At 35.7% G+C, this 15,724-nt stretch carries 13 protein-coding genes and 1 tRNA gene; 5 read left to right on the top strand and 9 right to left on the bottom strand.

The window, feature by feature from the left end; translation table 11 throughout:
• Window positions 1-136: 136 nt before the first annotated feature.
• On the top strand, window positions 137-1,624 hold the full coding sequence (locus P7V56_RS11955; RefSeq protein WP_171222897.1) for an aminotransferase class V-fold PLP-dependent enzyme: 1,488 nt from the start codon (window positions 137-139) through the stop codon (window positions 1,622-1,624).
• A gap of 26 nt (window positions 1,625-1,650) precedes the next feature.
• On the opposite strand, the gene P7V56_RS11950 is transcribed toward P7V56_RS11955, so the two are convergent.
• Window positions 1,651-2,523 carry a lysophospholipid acyltransferase family protein gene (locus P7V56_RS11950; RefSeq protein WP_171222896.1) on the bottom strand — a complete coding sequence of 291 codons (873 nt, stop codon included), beginning with the start codon at window positions 2,521-2,523 and terminating at the stop codon, window positions 1,651-1,653.
• 101 nt (window positions 2,524-2,624) lie between these two features.
• Between P7V56_RS11950 and P7V56_RS11945 the strand changes: the two genes are divergently transcribed.
• Window positions 2,625-3,254 carry a rhomboid family intramembrane serine protease gene (locus tag P7V56_RS11945; RefSeq protein ID WP_171222895.1) on the top strand — a complete coding sequence of 210 codons (630 nt, stop codon included), beginning with the start codon at window positions 2,625-2,627 and terminating at the stop codon, window positions 3,252-3,254.
• Window positions 3,255-3,302: 48 nt separating this feature from the next.
• On the top strand, window positions 3,303-4,043 hold the full coding sequence (locus P7V56_RS11940) for an SIMPL domain-containing protein (protein ID WP_240976675.1): 741 nt from the start codon (window positions 3,303-3,305) through the stop codon (window positions 4,041-4,043).
• 63 nt (window positions 4,044-4,106) lie between these two features.
• Here P7V56_RS11940 and P7V56_RS11935 read toward each other — a convergent pair whose 3' ends face one another.
• The 6 genes from P7V56_RS11935 to P7V56_RS11910 form a co-directional block, all read right to left on the bottom strand.
• Entirely contained in the window at window positions 4,107-4,646 is a 540-nt protein-coding gene (locus P7V56_RS11935; protein WP_171222894.1) for a hypothetical protein, read from the bottom strand.
• Window positions 4,647-4,986: 340 nt separating this feature from the next.
• A tRNA-Tyr gene (locus P7V56_RS11930) sits at window positions 4,987-5,068 on the bottom strand.
• Window positions 5,069-5,217: 149 nt separating this feature from the next.
• On the bottom strand, window positions 5,218-5,589 hold the full coding sequence (locus tag P7V56_RS11925; protein WP_240976674.1) for a TlpA family protein disulfide reductase: 372 nt from the start codon (window positions 5,587-5,589) through the stop codon (window positions 5,218-5,220).
• Window positions 5,590-5,624: 35 nt separating this feature from the next.
• Window positions 5,625-6,389 carry a DUF4369 domain-containing protein gene (locus P7V56_RS11920; protein ID WP_171222893.1) on the bottom strand — a complete coding sequence of 255 codons (765 nt, stop codon included), beginning with the start codon at window positions 6,387-6,389 and terminating at the stop codon, window positions 5,625-5,627.
• 78 nt (window positions 6,390-6,467) lie between these two features.
• Complete coding sequence (locus P7V56_RS11915) at window positions 6,468-7,880, bottom strand: MBL fold metallo-hydrolase (RefSeq protein WP_171222892.1); 1,413 nt, start codon at window positions 7,878-7,880, stop codon at window positions 6,468-6,470.
• 64 nt (window positions 7,881-7,944) lie between these two features.
• Complete coding sequence (locus P7V56_RS11910) at window positions 7,945-8,730, bottom strand: sulfite exporter TauE/SafE family protein (RefSeq protein ID WP_171222891.1); 786 nt, start codon at window positions 8,728-8,730, stop codon at window positions 7,945-7,947.
• Between the two features lie 206 nt (window positions 8,731-8,936).
• On the opposite strand from P7V56_RS11910, the gene P7V56_RS11905 reads away from it, so the two are divergent.
• Window positions 8,937-10,898 (top strand): endonuclease, encoded by a 1,962-nt coding sequence (locus P7V56_RS11905; protein WP_171222890.1) that lies wholly within the window; start codon window positions 8,937-8,939, stop codon window positions 10,896-10,898.
• 56 nt (window positions 10,899-10,954) lie between these two features.
• Here P7V56_RS11905 and P7V56_RS11900 read toward each other — a convergent pair whose 3' ends face one another.
• The gene (locus P7V56_RS11900) at window positions 10,955-12,769 is read right to left on the bottom strand and encodes a sensor histidine kinase (protein WP_171222889.1); all 1,815 of its coding nucleotides are present in this window, start codon (window positions 12,767-12,769) and stop codon (window positions 10,955-10,957) included.
• Window positions 12,770-13,137: 368 nt separating this feature from the next.
• Window positions 13,138-13,629 (bottom strand): thermonuclease family protein, encoded by a 492-nt coding sequence (locus P7V56_RS11895; RefSeq protein WP_171222888.1) that lies wholly within the window; start codon window positions 13,627-13,629, stop codon window positions 13,138-13,140.
• Between the two features lie 89 nt (window positions 13,630-13,718).
• Between P7V56_RS11895 and P7V56_RS11890 the strand changes: the two genes are divergently transcribed.
• Window positions 13,719-14,522 carry a hypothetical protein gene (locus P7V56_RS11890; protein ID WP_103804742.1) on the top strand — a complete coding sequence of 268 codons (804 nt, stop codon included), beginning with the start codon at window positions 13,719-13,721 and terminating at the stop codon, window positions 14,520-14,522.
• Window positions 14,523-15,724 lie beyond the last annotated feature (1,202 nt).

Here is a 15,724-nt window from a genome sequence, read left to right as displayed (position 1 = left end):
AAGAAATTTCTAAGTAAGACAGATGTCCAAAGTTAAGGTTTAAATCTTTCTAGAGTTTTGTGAATTTATCAACAAAGAGGAAATTTATTGAGCTAAAATTAAAAATAATGTATCTTTGAGCACAAATAGTTGCATTATGATTACCACAGAAACCCAAACGGCTTTAGAGCAGTATTTCCGACAGTTTCGCCAGAACATTATTGGAATAGACCAAGAGTTTGAGTCTCCTTTCGGGAAGAAAAAAATTATTTACACCGACTGGACTGCCAGCGGAAGATTGTATCGCCCGATTGAGGAAAAGCTGATAAATGAATTCGGACCATTTGTGGCCAATACCCATACAGAAACGACTATTTCAGGAACGGCTATGACTATGGCTTACCACGAAGCCCGTCACATTATCAAAAAGCATGTCAATGCCAATGAAAATGATGTCTTAATTAATGATGGTACAGGGATGACCGGCGTAGTAAATAAGTTTCAAAGAATACTAGGTTTAAAAGTCCCTGAAAACCTAAAAGACTTTACAACTATACCGCAAGAAGTAAAACCAATCGTTTTTATATCTCACATGGAACACCATTCTAATCAAACTTCTTGGTTGGAAACCATTGCCGATGTGATTGTAATTCCGGCTAATGAAGACGGTTTGTTGTGCATGAAGGAGTTCAAAGAACTATTAGAAAAATACAAAGACAGAAGTTTTAAAATAGCTTCCATAACCTCTTGTTCCAATGTTACCGGGATTAAAACACCTTATCATGAAGTAGCCAAATTAATGCATCAAAATAATGGCGTTTGCTTTGTGGATTTTGCGTGTTCCGGACCATATGTTGAAATTGATATGCATCCTGATGAGGAAAGTTATTTAGATGCTATTTTCTTTTCGCCGCACAAGTTTTTGGGTGGTCCGGGAACTTCAGGGGTGCTTATTTTTAATAAAAATTTATACAAAAATAATGTCCCTGATTGTCCGGGTGGCGGAACCGTTTCGTGGACGAATCCTTGGGGTGAACACAAATACATTGACAATATAGAAGACAGAGAAGATGGCGGAACTCCGGGATTTCTTCAGGTGATCAAAACTGCTTTGGCGATTCAGTTGAAGGAGCAAATGGGCGTGAAGAATATTTTAGGACGCGAACATGAAATCGTGGAATATGTCTTTTCTGAATTAAATTCAATAGAAAACATTCATATTTTGGCCAACCAACACCAAGACAGGTTAGGGGTTATTTCGTTTTATATTGACGAGTTGCATTTTAATTTGGGGGTAAAATTGCTGAATGACCGTTTTGGAATCCAAACCCGTGGAGGTTGTAGTTGTGCCGGCACTTACGGGCATTTCTTATTGCACGTTGATCAGGAAACCTCTCATGATTTGGTGTGCCAAATTACCTCGGGCGATTTAATCAAAAAACCGGGTTGGATTAGAATGTCGATTCACCCGACAACCACTTCTGAAGAAATTCAATTTGTTTGCGAAAGCATTAAAGCATTGGCACAAAATCACAAAGAATGGGCTAAAGACTATAAATATAATCCCAAAACAAACGAATTCATCCACCAAAACGCCAAACATTCTGAATTAGCAATGGTGAAGTCTTGGTTTAATGCCAAATAACTGAACTCTGAACATACCACTGAACACTACTTTTTCTTGTGTTTCCAACGCTTGTGCGTCCACAAGTAATATTCGGGTGCTTCGTAGATTTGCTTTTCCACGCGCCTTAAAAACTCATCTGATATTTGATAGTTAGGCACTTCTTTAGGATGGTCAAACATGGTCTCTAAAGTAGCTTCATAATAACCACGCTTGACTTTTTTTACTTTTAGAAATATAACATTCATGTCAAATCGCTTGGCTAACATTTCCGCTCCTGTGTGAATAGGGGTTTCTATACCTAAGAAAGTGCCCCAATGATGGGTTTTGCTTAACTGAGGTGATTGGTCACTGGCAAAACCATACAAACCCAAACGGTTTTCAAGATGGTTTTTTTCAATGGTCGGTATAGTTTCTCGGGTAGTAATTAGTTGCGCTTTAAATTTTAATCGAATATCCTTAACCAACTTATCGAAATAAACATTTCCCACTCTTTTGTATATGGCATAACCGGTCAGATTACTAAAATTATTCAAAGAAATCGCCCATTCATAACTAGCATAATGTGCCATCAATACAGCTATGCTCTTTCCTTGTTTTTCCATAACAGTCAATGCTTCGATATTGGTAAATTGGAAGCGTTTGTTCATTTCTCCTTCAGAAATCGACATGGTTTTCATCATTTCCAAAAACATATCACACAAGTGACGATAAGATTTTCTTTCAATAGCCTTTCGCTCTTTATCAGACAAATGAGGTAAAGCTGCCGCAAGATTTTGGCCAACAATTTTTTTTCGGTATCCAATAAGGTAATAAACCAAAATATAAACCAGGTCAGAGATCAAATACAATACTCGAAAAGGCATTTTCGACATGAACCAAATAATCGGGTAGAGCAGTAAAAAAACTAAGAGTTGCATTGGTGTAAATTTTTGTAAATATAGAGTTAAAAGTTATTTTAAACCGATATCGTCTGTGAAACCTCAAGAACTATTGTTATTTTTACCAAAATGTTTCAGTTATGCTCAACCTATTTCTAATTGGTATTATTCTCGCCAATGTCCTCATAAGTATCAAAGGATTTAATGATCAATTGTTTTTTAGAAAATACCAATTTCATGTAGGCAGTATTCGAGCCGGAGAGCAAATAAGAATGATAACCTCAGGATTTTTACATGCCGATGAAATTCATTTGGCTTTTAACATGCTTACCCTGTATTTTTTTGCCCCAATTGTTTTTGGGATGCTCGGGAATTTTTCTTTTCTTCTGATTTATATGGCGAGTTTGATTTTCGGTAGTTTACTGACAATGGTCTTTCATGGCAATGAATATAGTTATAGTGCCGTAGGTGCTTCGGGAGCAGTGACCGGAATTATATATTCGGCCATATTGCTTGCACCCGGTATAGAGATTTATGGTTTTATACCCGGATATATTTTCGGATTCATTTATTTGTTGGCGTCTATTTATGGTATGAAAGCCAAGCGAGACAATATCGGACATACAGCGCATTTTGGCGGTGCAATCGGCGGTTATGCGATTACTTTAATAAAAGACCCGGCTTTGTTTCAAAACAGCACATCAACGGTGGTTTTATTGGCTATTCCGATTGTAATTTTATTTGTAATGGCCAAAACCGGCAGATTATAATTGGCACAACTTTTGGAAAGTTACTTTTATATTTAAAAATATTGTATTATGAAATCGAAGATTCACGAATACCAAAAAAACAAATTTAATCTCATGAGTAAAAAAGCAGTTTTAATTTTAGCCCTATTAGTCGCAGGTATTTCCAATGCGCAAGAATCAAAAGCCCAAGTACCACAAATTTCAGTCACCGGTGAGGGAAAAATAAAAATTATTCCCGATCAAGCTATAGTTACGGTTGGTTTCCAAAATTCAGGAAAAGACGTAAAAGAGGTAAAGACATTGAACGATGAAGTGGTCGATAAAGTAATCAAGTTTTTAAAGAAAAGTGGTGTTCCGGCCACGGATTATAAAACCAATAATGTTAGTTTGGGTAAGAGCTATGATTATGAAAAGAAAAAGTCAATTTTTCAAGCCAATCAAACTTTGAGCATCAACCTAAAAGATTTGTCAAAGTATGATGAAATTATGATGGGATTGAATGATGCCGGGATTAATTCAATTCAGGGTGTTGAATTCAAATCTTCTAAAATGGAGGATTATGAAAGAGAAGCCAGAAAAAAAGCCATATTAAATGCCAAACAAAAAGCTAATGATTATGTGTCGGTTTTAGGGCAAAAAGTGGGCAAAGCCATTTTGATTACAGATAATTCCAGTGTTCACATACCAATGCCTTATTTTAAAGGAAACATGATGGCAATGGCTGCAGAGGCTGATGCACCAAGAGAAACATTAGCTGTAGGTGAAATCGAGATTGTTACAAATGTGAGTGTAGTTTTCGCATTGGAGTAATCAATAATTTCAAATAAAAAAATCCCGTCTAAACAAGACGGGATTTTTTTTATAAAGATTTTTTTATTTCGGTAATGGAGCTCCAACCGCAATACCACATTGGTGTCCGGGTTGTCCGTGTGGCGGATTCATGCCGGGAACCGTGGTGGTGGTTTGTGCACCGTCAGGATTTAATATCGCAGGAGCTCCGGTTGGCTGAGTTGCTGTTTGAGTTGTGAATTTACTCGGATCAATTTGTTGTGTAGTAGCTGAACCTATTTTGGGCTGGTTGTTATTCCCTGCAGGAGAATTTAGTGGTGCACCAACCGCAATATCACAGCGATGTCCCGGTTGTCCATGTGGCGGATTCATTCCTTTTTTGGTTACTACTTGTTGTGGGTTAGGAGTTAAAGTTTGACTGGCCGTAGCAGGTTGGTTTTGACCCGGAGCCACATTTTGAATAGCGGGCTGTTGGATGTTTGTTTGTGCCGGGATTGATTGAACCCTTGGCATTATAATTTCTTTTGGAGCATCACTTGTGGTTGCGGCTTCTTCTTCCTTTTTACAAGAAGTAAACACAAAAGTTACCGTCAATAGCGAGCCAATAAATAGATTTGATTTCATAAAAACAATTTTTTAGAATTTCAAAGATACTTTTTTTGATTATATGTTCAACAAAAAAAGCATTAGCTATGGGATGTAATAGTGTTAAAGTTTTATAATTAAGTATTTATAGGATTTTGCGTTTTGGGGAGAGCAGGATTATTTCATGATTCGTAAGGGTTCACCCTTACGAAAGCATTGTAAAAAAAACATCAAGTGAACTTGTGGTTTTTTTGTTTAAAATACTTGTGGGGAGAGCAGGATTGCTTCGCTATCCTGAGCAAGGTGCCCTTGCTTAAAGCAAAAAGTCCATAACATTTATAAAAGTAAACTTTTAACATGTTATAGACTTTTCATTTTGTGGGGAGAGCAGGATTCGAACCTGCGAAGATGTAATCAGCGGATTTACAGTCCGCCCTCGTTGGCCGCTTGAGTATCTCCCCAATGCTTATAGCGACTGCAAATATAAAAACACTTTTGAGCTTGACAAATAAAAAAGGCACTTAATTCTTTAGCTTTTTTTAAGAGGTTGGTTTTAAATGAAATAAAAAAATCTCCTTGGGGAGATTTTTTTATTTTTTATCGTTTTGATTTATTTTGTTTTCAAAAGGGCTTGGATTTTGGCCTTCAATTCCTCGTGAGGTAAATCAATTCCAACAATTTTTCCTGATGCATCTAATAAGAAAGTGGTAGGGATTAACTCTATTCCGTATTGCTTAGCAATCGGGTCTTCCATTTCTTTTAAATTGGAAACTTGTGTCCAAGTTAGTTTGTCTTTAGCAATGGCTTCTTTCCATTGGTCTGCATCTTTATCTAAAGACACACTGATAACATTGAATCCTTTGCTGTGAAACTCGTTGTATAAAGCGACCACTTTTGGATTTTCTTTTCGACATGGCATACACCACGAAGCCCAAAAATCAATCAAAGTTACTTTGCCAAGACTTTCTTTTAAAGACACCATTTTTCCATCGGGATTTGGTGCTTTAAAGTCGGGCGCTATTTGATTAACTCTGAGGGTTGATTTGGCGTCGGTTTTTTTTTTAACGCGTCAAGATTCTCTTTTATACTTTTTGCCGGCTTGGTTTTCTTTAAAGAAGCATCTAATGAATTGAAAACATCTTCAATGTTTTTCGGTGTAAACTTCGGATTACTCATCATCATTTGAACAATTAACACACTGATGAATGATTTTGGGTGAGTTTTAGCATAACCAACCGTAAATTCTTCCATGTTTTTTTGAATCTCTTTTTGAATAGGCTCATATTCGGCTCTTAGTTTGTTTGCAATGGCTGTGTCTCTTGTTTTTTCAACTTGCTCAATCAAGGCTTTATTTTTGGCTTCAAAAGCTTTCATTTTCTTTTGTGCCGCTTTTTGCATCTTGCTTGATTCAGTATTGAAATTAGTAAACTCTTCATTATTGTAAGTTCCTGATAATTTTGATTTGAATAAGGTGTCTTTATCTACTTCAATATCAATTTCACCACCTTCTAAAATTAAAGGAAGTTTGTTTTGTAGTTTATCAAATCTGAGGTAATGAATTTCCGGTTCGCCGGTTTTACCTTTAATTTCAAACTTTCCATCTTCAATTTTCACAGTATCTATAGCAGTGAATCCCATGCCCATTGGACTTTGTTTTTCTAAGAAAATCAAACCTGTTTTCATGCCTTTTACATTTCCTGTGATAATGTATTCTCCTTCTCCCAAATTATTACAGGCAAAAAGAACTACAGCTACTGCTACTAAAAGAATTATTTTTTTCATTTTTTCATTTTAAATTTTAAGATTGCAAATGTATTTAAATTGCAATAGTTTAAGTGTTTTTTTTGTTTTTTTATTTAATTATTTTTTAGTCGAAGGACAAATAAATTGGGTACATGAAACACCGGTTTGCCTGATACCATTCATTCCTTTTTCTACGTTTACAATATTGTGAATTCCTCTTGATTTTAAGATGGATGCCATGATTACAGAACGATAACCACCGGCACAATGTAAAAAGAAATCTTTACCTTTTGGGATACTTTGAAAATTTTCATTAACCGTATCTAACGGGATGTTAAGTGCGTTTTCAACATGTTCTGCTTCATATTCACCCGGTTTTCTGGCATCAACCACTATGCTTTGATCGTTTAATTGGTTTGAAAATTCTTCAGGTGAAATGGATTGAATACTGTCGGTTTCAAAACCGGCAGTTGTCCAAGCTTCAAGACCACCATTTAAATAACCTAAAACATGATCAAAACCAACTCGTGATAAACGAGTAATGGTTTCTTCTTCTCTTCCCGATGGAATAACCAATAACAGTTTTTGGTTGACATCTTTCAATAAAGAACCAACCCATGGTGCAAAATTACCTTGGATTCCGATAAAAATGGAGTTGGGAATATGTGCTTTTACAAAATCATTTTCATGCCGAACATCTAATACAATTACATCGTCTTGATTGGCAATAGCCTCAAACTCATTGGGTGAAAGTCCGATATTACTTTTTTGAATGATAGTGTCTAAACTCTCATATCCTTTGATATTCATCATTACATTTTGAGGAAAATATGCCGGTGGTAAGCCTAAACCATCCAATAATTCTTTGGTAAATTCCTCTTTGGTCATATCCGATCGCAGCGCGTAATTGGTTCTCTTTTGGTTGCCCAAAGTATCGGTAGTCTCTTTACTCATATTTTTTCCGCAAGCACTACCGGCACCATGGCTCGGATAGACGATTAAATCATCGCTTAAGGGCATAATTTTGTTTCGCAAAGAATCATATAAATAAGAAGCTAATTTTTCCTGAGTCAATTCTTCGGTCAAAGCTTGTGCCAAGTCAGGTCGGCCTACATCACCAATAAATAGGGTGTCTCCGGTAATTATGCCATGTTGTTTGCCATTTTCATCGGTCAATAAGTAACAAGTACTTTCCATAGTGTGTCCGGGTGTGTGAATGGCTTTTATAGTGTAATTCCCAACTTTGAATTCTTGTTGGTCTTCGGCTATGATAGCTTCAAAAGCAGGCTCAGCGGTTGGACCATAAACAATTTTTCCGCCACTTTTTTGGGCTAAATCCAAATGACCTGATACAAAATCAGCATGGAAATGAGTCTCAAAAATATATTTTATACGGGCATTGTCTTTAGTGGCTTTGTCCAAGTAAGGTTGCACTTCGCGCAGCGGATCAAAAATGGCAGCTTCTCCATTGCTTTCCAAATAATAAGCTGCTTGTGCAATGCATCCGGTGTATATTTGTTCGATTTTCATAATGGTAATAGTTTATGCAAATTTAAAGATTAGATGTGTAGTTGCAATTTCAATTTAGAATACTTTATGAAAATAATTCTCGGTAAAGAATAAGTATTGACATCACAAAAACGAAATAGGAAAATATCTTTTTGAGTAGTTTTTCATTGAGGTATTTTTGGGCAAACAATCCGATAAAAATTCCAATCACAGACAATGAAGTAAAGCCTAACAAGAAAGACCAGTCAATAGTGATAGTTTGTACATCTCCTAAAAAGCCTATTAATGAATTGATGGTAATTATTAATAATGATGTCCCAATAGCTTTTCGAATGGTCAATTGGGCCAAAGTCATCAAAGCCGGTATAATTAAAAATCCACCACCGGCACCGATTAGCCCTATCAAAATACCAACCAAGAACAATTGAAAAATCACCAGATATTTGTTTTTAGGAGTATTTACCAAGGGTTCTTTGGTTTCTTTCAGCATCGAAATGGCAGCCAAGAGCATGACCATAGCAAAGAGCAACATCAAAAAAGTGCCTTTACTCAATTGAAGCGATGCAAAATAAAATAGCGGATCAGGAATTGCAGGGACTATGAATTTTCGGGTCAAATAAACTCCGATTACCGAAGGAATGGCGAATTGCAAGGCCGTTTTGGGTGCTACTAAATCTTTTTTAAAATTTTGGATTGTCCCGAAAGCCGAAGTGGTTCCCACAATAAAAAGCGAGTAGGCTGTAGCTGTAATGGGATGCAATCCTAACAAATAAACCAATATAGGAACGGTCAGTATAGAGCCGCCACCGCCGGTAATTCCTAATACGATACCAATTATAAGTGCTCCGATATAGCCTAAAAATTCTATCATGATTTGTATTACATAATCAGGGTAAAAATAGTGTATTTATGTTAAAAAAGTTCTTTGATTTTTATGTGCTAAAATTCTTCTACGAAAGCTAATTGTTTAAAGTATTTTCTTAAAAAGATAAATCGTTATCAGCCAAATGGTCATAATTAAATTGATTTTAACTTTAAATAGTTTGCATATCGATAAATTTGACAAAATTTCAATTAATGCTTAAGAAAATATTGTGCTATCTATTGGTGCTGTCCACATCAATGATACAAGCTCAGGTGGTTATCAATGAACTTGATTCTGATAACCCAAGTACTGATGATAAAGAATTTATCGAGTTAAAGTCGGCTACGCCCAATTTCTCACTCAACGGTTATGTTTTGGTCTTTTTTAACGGAACAGGAACATTAGCTGATAAAAGTTATTACACCATTAGTTTGAATGGATTAACAACTGATGTCAACGGCTTAATTCTAATCGGGAATAATTTGGTATCTCCGGTTCCTGAACGAATTTTCACCAACAGCTCTATTCAAAATGGTCCTGACGGTGTTGGACTCTATCTGGGTTCAACAGCTGATTTCCCTATCAATACTACGGCTACAACCGTTAATTTGATTGATGCTTTGATTCATTCCAATAACAATACGCAAGTCCCTTCTTTGCAAACTTTGTTAGGTGTGACAACCCAAGTTAATGAAAATGCTAATAGTTTAGGAACGACTCAGTCTATTCAACGCAAATCAGATGGCACTTGGGAAGTAAAAGCACCAACTCCCGGAGCTAACAATGACGGAAGCGGGTTTATTTTTAACGGAATAATCATCACGGTTGATACAACCCACAAGAATGAAAACGATAGTTTTACCATAACCTTTACTGCAGATACTAATGTGACTGCTGATTTGACTTTTAATTTTTCCTTAGATAACGCGGGTTTCACCACAGCGGATTTTACTGGAAATACAACGGTTTTTATTCCTCAAGGTTCCAATACATTTACGACCACCTTAACGCTTGTTGACGATGTTTTAGATGAAGGAGATGAAGTATTGAAAATAAAATTCGGGACCTTGCCTTTTGGTTATAACCGAAGAAATGACAATATTGAGATAAGAGTAGTTGATAACGATTTTACGACTTCACCGTTCGGTACACCTTTGAATCCAACTTATGGAAATGTTACAGCAACCATCCCAACAGGTTACTATGATTCATTAGAAGGCTTATCGGGCAGCGCTTTAAAGCAAGCGTTACAAAATATTATCGCCAATCCTTCAGTAGTTCGGGCGCACAATTACGGTGATGTTACGGATATTTTAAAAGTAGCCGATCAAAATCCGTTAAACAGCAATCAAGTGTGGTTAATGTATGTTGAAACACCCAGAGCTAAGTTAGATTTTCAAACTACATCCAGTAATGTAGGTTTTTGGAATAGGGAGCATATTTACCCGCAATCTCGAGGTGGATTTGCCAACGCGACAGATGACGTAGCCGATGGTATAAATATTTGGTTACCTACCAGTGCAGATGATATTACCGCCGGACATGGCGATGCACACCACATTCGTGCTGAAGATGGTCCGGAGAACACTTCCAGAAGTAACCGTGATTATGGTTTGACGGGATACAACGGACCAATCGGAACTCTGGGTTCCTGGAAAGGTGATGTGGCTCGCTCTGTATTTTACATGGCGGTTCGTTACAATGCTTTGAGTGTCGTGAATGGTGATATTCCTGATACAACTGTGGGTCAGTTGGGTGATTTGGCTTCGCTTTTAACATGGAACCAAACCGACCCGAGAGATGATTTTGAAATGAATCGCAACAATTACATCTATACTTGGCAGTACAATCGAAATCCTTTTATTGATTATCCTGCTTTGGCTGATTACATTTGGGGAGCTAATGTTGGTCAGGCATGGTATGCGGCGTTGGCGGCTAATGAAAATACAACCGTCAAATTTAGTATTTATCCGAATCCATCCAGTGAACGCTTTACGATTTCCGGAATTGATACAGAAGCTACGTTAGAACTTTTTAACAGTATCGGAATGAAAGTATTTGAACAAAAAATCGTTGGGGAAACTACTATTGAACCGAACGTAATCTCGGGTATTTATTTGGCCAAAATTAGTAAAGACAATAAAACATACACCAAGAAAATTGTTGTCAGATAATTGTTTCTAAATAAAAAACTGTTCAAAAAACCTATTGGTCTTTTCAATAGGTTTTTTTATTTGAAATAAATTTTAAACTTGGTTCCGACATTTAGTTCGCTTTCGGTTTCCACTTTACCGCCCATGGCATCAATCTGATTTTTGGTGATAAAGAGTCCGATTCCTTTAGCATCGGGGTTATTATTGAATGTTTTATACATTCCGAAAAGGTTTTCTCCGTTTCTTTTTAAATCAATACCTATTCCGTTGTCTTCAATCTGCAATATTTTATGCGTTTCGTCAAAGCTTAGTGTAATTACCGGTTTTCTCTCAGGATGACAGTACCGAATGGCATTTGAGATAAAATTGTACAATATGCTTTCCAAATATGCAGCATTGTAGTCAATATAAACATGAGTCGGTACTAAGTTGTTAACTGTAGCCGATTTATCCTCTATTTGTCTGCTGAGTAAATCCAGTGACTTTGTGATGAATTGGTGTAAATTTAGGTTTTCTATCGTAAGGTTGATGTTGGTTCTGATATTTACCACATCATTTAAGTTTCTCATTGTCTCATCTAAAGATTTAGAAACTTTTTTCAATAAATGGAGCATTTCATCTTGTTCTTCTTCAGTCTTTACACCGTCTAAAAGATTTAAAATTAATTCGATGTTACTGGTATGTGATCTCAAGTTGTGTGAGATGATATAGGAGAAGTTGAGCAACCTTTTATTTTGTTCAGAAACCAGTTCAAAAGATTGATTGAGATCTTCCTCAACTCTTTTTTTATCGGTAATGTCTTCAACGATGGCAATGTGATTTAAAACTGTTTTGCCTTCTTTCCATAATACGGCTACTACTAAATTAACCCATACAATTTTTCCGCTCTTGTGAATGTATCTTTTTTCAATGCAAAAATTATCAATCTCACCATTTTTTAGTCTTTCCATATTGCTTAGATCCAACTCTAAATCTTCAGGATAGGTAATAGTTTGAAAGTTTTTTTGCAACAGTTCTTCAGTTGCGTAACCTACAATTCGGCTGTATTCTTGGTTGATGGTTATAAAATTTCCGGTCGCGGTATCAATTTTTGCGATACCAACCGGAGCTTGATCAAAAATAGCTCCAAATTCGGCTTCTCTTTTAAGGATCTTTTGGGTTTGAATTTCTATCAAACGTTGAAGTTCGGCAGGTTTTTTTAATATAGCTGTTACCCACAATCCAACAATCACCGCCAAGAGTAATCCTAGCGAAATAGAAGTGTAAAGTTGTCTGATAATGTCATTTTGATTTCTGGAAATCAAATACAATTTCCAATCACCATCAGGAATTTCAACCATTAAATAAGATTTGTCGCTCAGGGTTTTATTATGAGATAAGAAAAACTCTTCTTGCTTGGTGGTGGGATTGGTTTTTGAAAATTGAAAGTAATACTTTGAGTCATCTATTGCGTTGACACCCGATTCTTTAATTAAAGTTTCTAAGCGAATTACCACCGCTGAAAATCCCCAAAATTTATCATTTTTATAGACCGGAAGTCTGCCAACAACCCCAACACCGCCTTGTTTTAATTTGAGCGGTCCGGCAAAATACATCAATCGTGATTTTACTGATTTTTGAGCTTCATATTGTAGATGTGGAGTGTGAAATATGTCGTAATCAATGACCGATTTATTCTCTTCATACGGGTAAACATACTTTATGACGCCATTCGGTACTAATTGAACCGCATCTATTGATTGGTTATTATCAACCAATTGTCCACCGATTTTTTCAAAGTTTTCGGGAATTCCTTTATCATTCAAAGTCATGGCCAATGTCAAAGCCGAAGTGTAGCTGTTTTTAAGAATCTGCTCAAAATTTTGTCTTACAACATTTAAAATGTTAGACATTTCCCGGCGCTCATTTTCTTTAACCACCTCGTACCTCAGTTTGACTACAAAACTTAGTAGTACTACCATGATTATAAAGATAATGGTACCGGTTGTTTTTGGCCTGACTAAAACCCAGCCGGATATTTTTTTCAAAGTTTCTTTGAAGCTCATAAAGGGTTAGACATAAATTAGGTTATTTGTCAAACTTAAAAATAATAATAAAAGTTGAGAGTGTGCAGTAATTTTTACCTGACAAACGGATATTTATTTCCCGATACAATATTTGAAGGTTTTAGTATTTACAATAGTTGCCGAAGATTGGGCAACAAATAGCCATCAAACTGGGCTGAACATCAATAAATACAAGACAAATATAGACAAAATATTTAAAATTTGTTTACTATTGAATATAATCCTTTTGAACTGTTTTTAGCTTGTAAATTCCATTCTTGATACATTGGAAGCATTTCACAAAATACTTCATTATAAGGCTTTGCATAGCCTTCTTTTATCATTATTTCGTTTAATACTCTACCATCATTTAGAATTAAATAGCCTAAAAGTCTTCCATATTTATCAACTAAATTATTTTGTTCCTGTACTAGTGTGCAAACATCACCCAAATTAACTTGATCTTTTAAAAAGTTAAATGATAAATAACCAAGTTTGATTAGTAAAGCAGCTGGAACTTGTAATTCAATTTCGTCTTTTTTTATCTTGTTGCAGTAGTTTATTTCTGGTGCATCAATGCCATATAAACGAACTTCAAATACTTTTTTTGATACAATATCTTCCAAAATTATTCCATCTCCATCAACAAATTTTACAATTTTGAGCAGACTTTTTGTAATGGTGGTTTCTTTAGCATTTAATTGCATTATATTGCTTTATTTAAGTTGTTGTTTATCAGTTAATTACAATGTAAATTTAATAAAAATTATTGTATAATTGCTAAAACACACAACAAATGGCAAAACAAAAAGGACATATTAAATATGTTGGGACGTTAGGAGAAGTTCGTCACTTCAAAATTAAAGGTAATGAAGGTTACTTTGCAGGTCTAAAAGGTGGTCCAACTGCCGAGCAAGTAAAAACTGCACCAGGCTTTATTCGTACTCGTGAAAATATGTCCGAGTTTGCAGCTTGTGCTAATGCTGGTAAATCAGTGAGAATTGGTTTATCTGCTTTAATGAAACAAATGACAGATAGTCAATTTACAGGAAGACTAACTGCTATTATGAAAAAAATAAATATTGAGGATGGTTCAGAGGCAAGAGGTCAAAGAGCCGTTTTGGTTTCGCAACAACCACAATATTTAAAAGGTTTAGATTTCAATAGAAATATTTCATTTAATGGCATTTTTTCTGCTCCGTTCACTTTAACGGCTAACGTAGACAGAAACGAAAGTACTTTAAGTGTTCCGGCATTTAATCCTTTGAACTTTTTGAATATTCCATCAGGTGCAACACATTTCAGAATTATCAATGCTTTATCAGTAATCTCGGATTTTGTTTTCAATCCTGCAACTGGAGCTTATGAGCCAGCAGAACCAATGTTAAATGAAACATCAAACATTTCATATTCGCCTTACACACCTGTAGACGCAGTAACAACTTTAATTGATGTTGTTGCAACTTTACCAGATGCTCCAACGATAACAACAAATGTTGCTGTTTTGGGAAGTATTGGGATTGAATTTTATCAGCAAGTAGGAGTGAACTACTATTTATTCAATGCAGGTAATGCTATGAAAATTCAAGAAGTGTTCTAAAAAAGACCATCAGTTTGTAAAGTTTACTACTTTAAAACCAATTACCCTTTCGAAAGAGAGGGTTTTTTGTTTTGCATTAATTTGTCTATAATGGCGACTTATATAGGGCTAATGGTGCAAATAAGTGCGGAATATCTATCAATCAAGAGAAAAGAAACAAATCCTTTTTTTATACAAAGAAAAATCCAAGTATGCCCGTAACTTTCCATTTATCAATCAACATTCGGATAAGAGTCAACTTGAGCTGTTTTTTTTGAAATAATGCTTACCGTGTGCGTTCAATCGGGAGAAAAAAGTTCTGGCATTATTTTAAAAAAAATTGCATCCAAAGGGGTTTGGGGAAATGGGAGATTTCCCCAACTGAACTTACCTAGTGCGTTGGCAGTAGCGAAACAAGGGTATAGTTTTTTATTTGCTTATTGGATTGTTGATTTATATTTTGTGGTTCTGGCAAATGAAAAACTATACTCTTGTGGGCAAATTTGATTTTTGAGGATGCCTTATTGTTCTTGCGAAATGAGGTTTTTCTATTTTATCAAAATGTTATTCGGAAATGTTATGGCATCTTCAAAAAACAATGAAAACTCTTTCCTAGTGCGTTGGCAGAGGCTCGAAGTAAGGGTATTCTTTTTTAATTGCTTATTGGGATGCTCTGATTGGTTTTCTTGGCTGCTTGATGCCTGCACGTAAATAGAAAGATAAAACTTGAATGTTACTACAATTATTGTTTTGAAAACGCTAGGTATCAAGCAGACGGAAAGCCAATTACTTGGGGTTTTGTGGCAAATAAAAAAGAATACTCTTACTGGCACTATTGGGATTGTGGGTATAGAAAATTGCTTTAACCAAAAAAACAATAAACACAAAAAGCAATTTTTATACTTACAATGTCAATATGAAAATACTTCCTATTTCTTTTTATGCGGTTCGATTGTCTGCGTCTGTTTGGTTTCGGAAGAAGTTATGCGGAAAGATAAATGTTGTATTTAACGTAAACGTGATGCGGAGGTTTACAATTGCTAGTAACGGCTGGCTTTGCGTCTGTTGGGGATTTAAGAGCAGCGTACTTTCTGCTTTGTTGATTAGTTCAAAAGCAAGATATAACGTCTATTTACCACAACTGCCCCAATAGCGCAAAACCACCGTTACTAGCAGTTGTTTCTATTTATTCCCATATTCACACAAAGTATATTTTATCTATT

Source organism: Flavobacterium sp. IMCC34852 (genome assembly GCF_030643905.1).
Classification (GTDB): Bacteria; Bacteroidota; Bacteroidia; order Flavobacteriales; family Flavobacteriaceae; genus Flavobacterium; species Flavobacterium rivulicola.
This window is presented reverse-complemented; position numbering and strand designations above follow the sequence as displayed.

Bases quoted from the DNA above. Each gene is read 5' to 3' on its own strand.
- P7V56_RS11955 (WP_171222897.1), top strand. From the start codon at position 137: ATGATTACCACAGAAACCCAAACGGCTTTAGAGCAGTATTTCCGACAG.
- P7V56_RS11950 (WP_171222896.1), bottom strand. From the start codon at position 2,523: ATGCAACTCTTAGTTTTTTTACTGCTCTACCCGATTATTTGGTTCATG.
- P7V56_RS11945 (WP_171222895.1), top strand. From the start codon at position 2,625: ATGCTCAACCTATTTCTAATTGGTATTATTCTCGCCAATGTCCTCATA.
- P7V56_RS11940 (WP_240976675.1), top strand. From the start codon at position 3,303: ATGAAATCGAAGATTCACGAATACCAAAAAAACAAATTTAATCTCATG.
- P7V56_RS11935 (WP_171222894.1), bottom strand. From the start codon at position 4,646: ATGAAATCAAATCTATTTATTGGCTCGCTATTGACGGTAACTTTTGTG.
- P7V56_RS11925 (WP_240976674.1), bottom strand. From the start codon at position 5,589: ATGGTGTCTTTAAAAGAAAGTCTTGGCAAAGTAACTTTGATTGATTTT.
- P7V56_RS11920 (WP_171222893.1), bottom strand. From the start codon at position 6,389: ATGAAAAAAATAATTCTTTTAGTAGCAGTAGCTGTAGTTCTTTTTGCC.
- P7V56_RS11915 (WP_171222892.1), bottom strand. From the start codon at position 7,880: ATGAAAATCGAACAAATATACACCGGATGCATTGCACAAGCAGCTTAT.
- P7V56_RS11910 (WP_171222891.1), bottom strand. From the start codon at position 8,730: ATGATAGAATTTTTAGGCTATATCGGAGCACTTATAATTGGTATCGTA.
- P7V56_RS11905 (WP_171222890.1), top strand. From the start codon at position 8,937: ATGCTTAAGAAAATATTGTGCTATCTATTGGTGCTGTCCACATCAATG.
- P7V56_RS11900 (WP_171222889.1), bottom strand. From the start codon at position 12,769: ATGTCTAACATTTTAAATGTTGTAAGACAAAATTTTGAGCAGATTCTT.
- P7V56_RS11895 (WP_171222888.1), bottom strand. From the start codon at position 13,629: ATGCAATTAAATGCTAAAGAAACCACCATTACAAAAAGTCTGCTCAAA.
- P7V56_RS11890 (WP_103804742.1), top strand. From the start codon at position 13,719: ATGGCAAAACAAAAAGGACATATTAAATATGTTGGGACGTTAGGAGAA.